General features: G+C 63.0%; 5 protein-coding genes. 1 reads left to right on the top strand and 4 read right to left on the bottom strand.

The window, feature by feature from the left end; translation table 11 throughout:
- On the bottom strand, positions 1-594 hold a 594-nt coding region (locus VMS96_15785; GenBank protein ID HVP44886.1), incomplete at its 3' end, for a hypothetical protein.
- 189 nt (positions 595-783) lie between these two features.
- Between VMS96_15785 and VMS96_15780 the strand changes: the two genes are divergently transcribed.
- Positions 784-1,128: a GIY-YIG nuclease family protein gene (locus VMS96_15780; protein ID HVP44885.1), complete on the top strand. Its 345-nt coding sequence runs from the start codon at positions 784-786 to the stop codon at positions 1,126-1,128.
- Between the two features lie 89 nt (positions 1,129-1,217).
- On the opposite strand, the gene rocF is transcribed toward VMS96_15780, so the two are convergent.
- The 3 genes from rocF to VMS96_15765 all read right to left on the bottom strand — a co-directional run.
- Positions 1,218-2,141: an arginase gene (gene rocF, locus VMS96_15775; GenBank protein ID HVP44884.1), complete on the bottom strand. Its 924-nt coding sequence runs from the start codon at positions 2,139-2,141 to the stop codon at positions 1,218-1,220.
- A 27-nt stretch (positions 2,142-2,168) separates the two neighbouring features.
- Positions 2,169-2,597, bottom strand: coding sequence for a GxxExxY protein (locus VMS96_15770; protein HVP44883.1), 429 nt, complete (start codon positions 2,595-2,597; stop codon positions 2,169-2,171).
- Between the two features lie 48 nt (positions 2,598-2,645).
- A partial coding sequence (locus VMS96_15765; GenBank protein HVP44882.1) for an amino acid--tRNA ligase-related protein occupies positions 2,646-2,894 on the bottom strand: 249 nt, incomplete at its 5' end.

Genomic DNA, 2,894 nt, shown 5'->3' with positions numbered 1-2,894 from the left:
CTTCTTCTCCACCAGCTTTCGGACGCCTTTGGGGTCGTCCTGCCACTGCGAGCGCAAGATGGTGAGGTGCTTGACGATGGGGAGGCCGGCGGCGGCGAACAGGCGCTTCATCACGTCCTTGTCCATGCCGGCGGCGGAGCCGAGGACGCCGGCGCCGACGTAAGCGATGTCGGCCAGGTCCAGCAGTCCCTGGATGGTGCCGTCTTCCCCGAAGGTGCCGTGCAGCACGGGAAAGATGACGTCCACCTCGATGGGTGAGGCCGAGTGGTGAACTCCGCTACCCTGCAAGGGCGCCAGCGCGGTCTCCGGCACCGGGGGGACCAGGACGTCCTCGCCCTTGGCCAGCACCGCAGCGCCGGGAGTGGCGTCGGGGTCGCCGGCGCGCAGGTGCCGTTCCTCGTGATGCTTCTCGCCGCGCAGCAGGCGCTCGGCGTGGTGCGCCGTCAGCCAGCGGCCTTCCTTGGTGATGCCGATGGGCACTACCTCGTACTTGCTCTTATCAATGGCGTTGACCACCGACGCCGCCGACAGCAACGAGACCTCGTGCTCGCCGCTGCGCCCGCCGAACAGGATGCCGACCCGCAGTTTCTTCATGACGAAAGCATATTACCGTGTCGAGGTGCTGCTGGTTACAGACACGTTCCAACCCCGGCAATACTCTTCGCTGGCGTCATGCTGAGGGCCTTCAGGCCCGAAGCATCTCGCGTGCACCAATGAAGCTTCCCAGGCGTCATCCTGAGGGGCTTTAGCCCCGAAGGATCTCGCGTGCAGCACGAGTAATCTATGCGCAAGCGAAAAGAGTTCTGTGTCTACATCATGACCAACCGGCCGCGGTCGCACGTCCTGTACACGGGCGTCACTGGTGATCTCCCCGACCGTGTTTTCGAGCACAAGAACAAGCTCGACCCGCGCTGCTTCACCGCCAGATACAACCTGACAAGGCTGGTCTATTACGAGACCTTCTACGAGGCCGGCCTCGCCATCATGCGCGAGAAGCAGATCAAAGGCTGGAAACGTTGGAAAAAGATTGCACTGATTGAATCGATGAATCCGACTTGGAAGGACCTTTCGGAGCACTGGTCAGAGCAATTCAAGCCGGAAGGCATGATTCGCTTTTCAGCGGGGTAGACTGAGGCGCTGCACGCGAGATGCTTCGGGCCTGAAGGCCCTCAGCATGACGCCACCCAAGCGTGGGTCTGCGGGACACCATCGCATCGCTACAGGATCTTCTTTCCGAACACCGAGCACGCCAGCTCCACCGCCAGGTCGGCGGTGCGGTTGTGCTCGTCGATGACGGGATTGACTTCCACAATCTCGAAGCCCAGCAGGCGCCCGTGGTCGGCGATGATCTCCATGGCCAGGTGGGCCTCGCGGTAGGTGGCGCCGCCGCGGACCGGCGTGCCCACCCCCGGCGCATCCTCGGGGTCGATCCAGTCCATATCCAGCGAGACGTGGTAGCCGGCGGTGTTGCGCCCGGCCAGGCGCAGCGCCTCTTCGATCACCGTGCGCATGCCGCGCTCGTCGATGTCGCGCATGGTGAAGACCTCGATGCCGGCGCGGCGTACGTTCTCTTTTTCCTTGTCGTCGATGTCGCGGATGCCCACCAGCACGCAGTTCTCCGGCGCGATCTTGGGCGAGAAGTTGAAGATGTTGGCCAGCTCCGCCGGGCCCAGGCCCATGATGGCGGCCAGCGGCATGCCGTGCACGTTGCCGCTGGGCGAGCTCTCCGGGGTGTTGATGTCGGAGTGGGCGTCGATCCACAGCAGTCCGATCCGCTGGTTCTGACGCCGGTAGAACTCGGCGATCCCGGAAACTGTGCCCACGGCGATGGAGTGGTCGCCTCCCAGGCTGAGCGGCACCTTGCCGGTTTCCACCGTCTTGAGGACCAGCTCGGCGTGCTTGGTGCAGGTGGCGGTGATCTCCTTCAAATACTTGGCGCTGGGGTCGCCTTCCTTCTTCTGCTCGGGGATGGCCACGGCGATGTTGCCGGCGTCCTCCACCTTGTGCCCGAGCGCCTCCAGCCGCGCCTCCAGCCCGGCCACGCGCACCGCCGACGGGCCCATGTCCACGCCCCGCCGCGACTGCCCAAGATCCAGAGGCACCCCGATCACACGGATCTTCTTGGGCGTGATGCTGGTCATTATCGGATTGCTTGCCGTCGCCATAATCTAGGACTTCACCGCCGAGGCCGCCGAGAGCGCCGAGGAAGGAAACTCATTCACGATCCGCTTGAGGCCTTGCTTCAGTACCCGTACATTGAAATTCAGCAGCAGCCCGACTCGGAAGCCGGACATACGCAGATATGACATCACCTGTGCTTGGTGCACCGGCAACAATTGCTCCACAGCCTTCACTTCGATGACTACTTCATCTTCCACCAACAGGTCGAGCCGGTAGCCGCAGTCGATGATCACTCCTCTGTAGTGAACCGGTAGTTCCTTTTGCCGTTCGACTTTCAGCCCGAGCTGCACCAGCTCATATGCAAGGCAAGCCTCGTACGTGCCTTCAAGCAAGCCCGGCCCAAGTGCGCGGTGAACATTGATTGCGGCGCCGATGATCTTCCGCGTGATCTGGTCCAACGCTTCTGCGTCTTTCATTTCTCGTTTCCTCTCGGCGATCTCGGCGTACTCGGCGGTGAAAAAGACTCACGGATACATCCGGTGCAGCATCCTGGGGAACGGGATCGTCTCCCGCACGTGCTCCAATCCGCAGATCCATGCCACCGCCCGCTCGATGCCCATGCCGTACCCGGCGTGCGGCACGCCCCCGTACTTGCGCAGGTCGAGATACCACTTGAAAGCCGTCTCCGGCAGCCCGTGCTCCTGGATGCGGTTGCGCAGCAGCTCGTACGATCCGATGCGCTGCGAGCCGCCGATGATCTCGCCGTATCCCTC

Source organism: Terriglobales bacterium, assembly GCA_035543055.1.
Taxonomy (GTDB): domain Bacteria; phylum Acidobacteriota; class Terriglobia; order Terriglobales; family Acidobacteriaceae; genus JAIQFD01.
Note: the sequence above shows the minus strand (reverse complement) of the source record. Positions and strands in the feature narration are given on the sequence as shown.

Bases quoted from the DNA above. Each gene is read 5' to 3' on its own strand.
- VMS96_15780 (HVP44885.1), top strand. From the start codon at position 784: ATGCGCAAGCGAAAAGAGTTCTGTGTCTACATCATGACCAACCGGCCG.
- rocF (HVP44884.1), bottom strand. From the start codon at position 2,141: ATGACCAGCATCACGCCCAAGAAGATCCGTGTGATCGGGGTGCCTCTG.
- VMS96_15770 (HVP44883.1), bottom strand. From the start codon at position 2,597: ATGAAAGACGCAGAAGCGTTGGACCAGATCACGCGGAAGATCATCGGC.